General features: G+C 68.7%; 1 protein-coding gene. It reads left to right on the top strand.

The window, feature by feature from the left end; genetic code table 11:
- A partial coding sequence (locus tag I6F37_RS44170; protein ID WP_225155011.1) for a hypothetical protein occupies positions 1–390 on the top strand: 390 nt, incomplete at both ends.

Raw genomic sequence — 390 nt, 5'->3', positions numbered from 1 at the left:
TGCGGATGCCGAGGAGGCACGGGTCGCCGCCACGGCCCAGGAAACGGCGCTTAAGGCTAGCAACGACGCCCTCGCGGCCGATATCGACCGCCGTCGCGCCGAGGCGCAGGCAAGCGCGGACGCTGACCGCGCTCGGCTACTGGACAGGACCAATCAGGAGATCGCCGATCTCCACAAGCAGGCGGAAAGTACCGCCGCGGAAGAGCGCACGCGCACCGGCGCCGCGCTGGAGGTGCAAGCTGCCAAGCTCGCCGGGCATATGGCTGAGAAGCTGCTCGACCGGCTGCCAGCAGAGGCCACCACCGAGGCGATGTTCCGCACGCTCGTTGATCATCTAACCACGCTCTCCGCAGCGGACCGCCGCCGCCTTGTCTCCAGCCCGCTCGAAGT

Source organism: Bradyrhizobium sp. NBAIM08, assembly GCF_020193935.1.
In the GTDB taxonomy this organism is placed as follows: domain Bacteria; phylum Pseudomonadota; class Alphaproteobacteria; order Rhizobiales; family Xanthobacteraceae; genus Bradyrhizobium; species Bradyrhizobium yuanmingense.
This window is presented reverse-complemented; position numbering and strand designations above follow the sequence as displayed.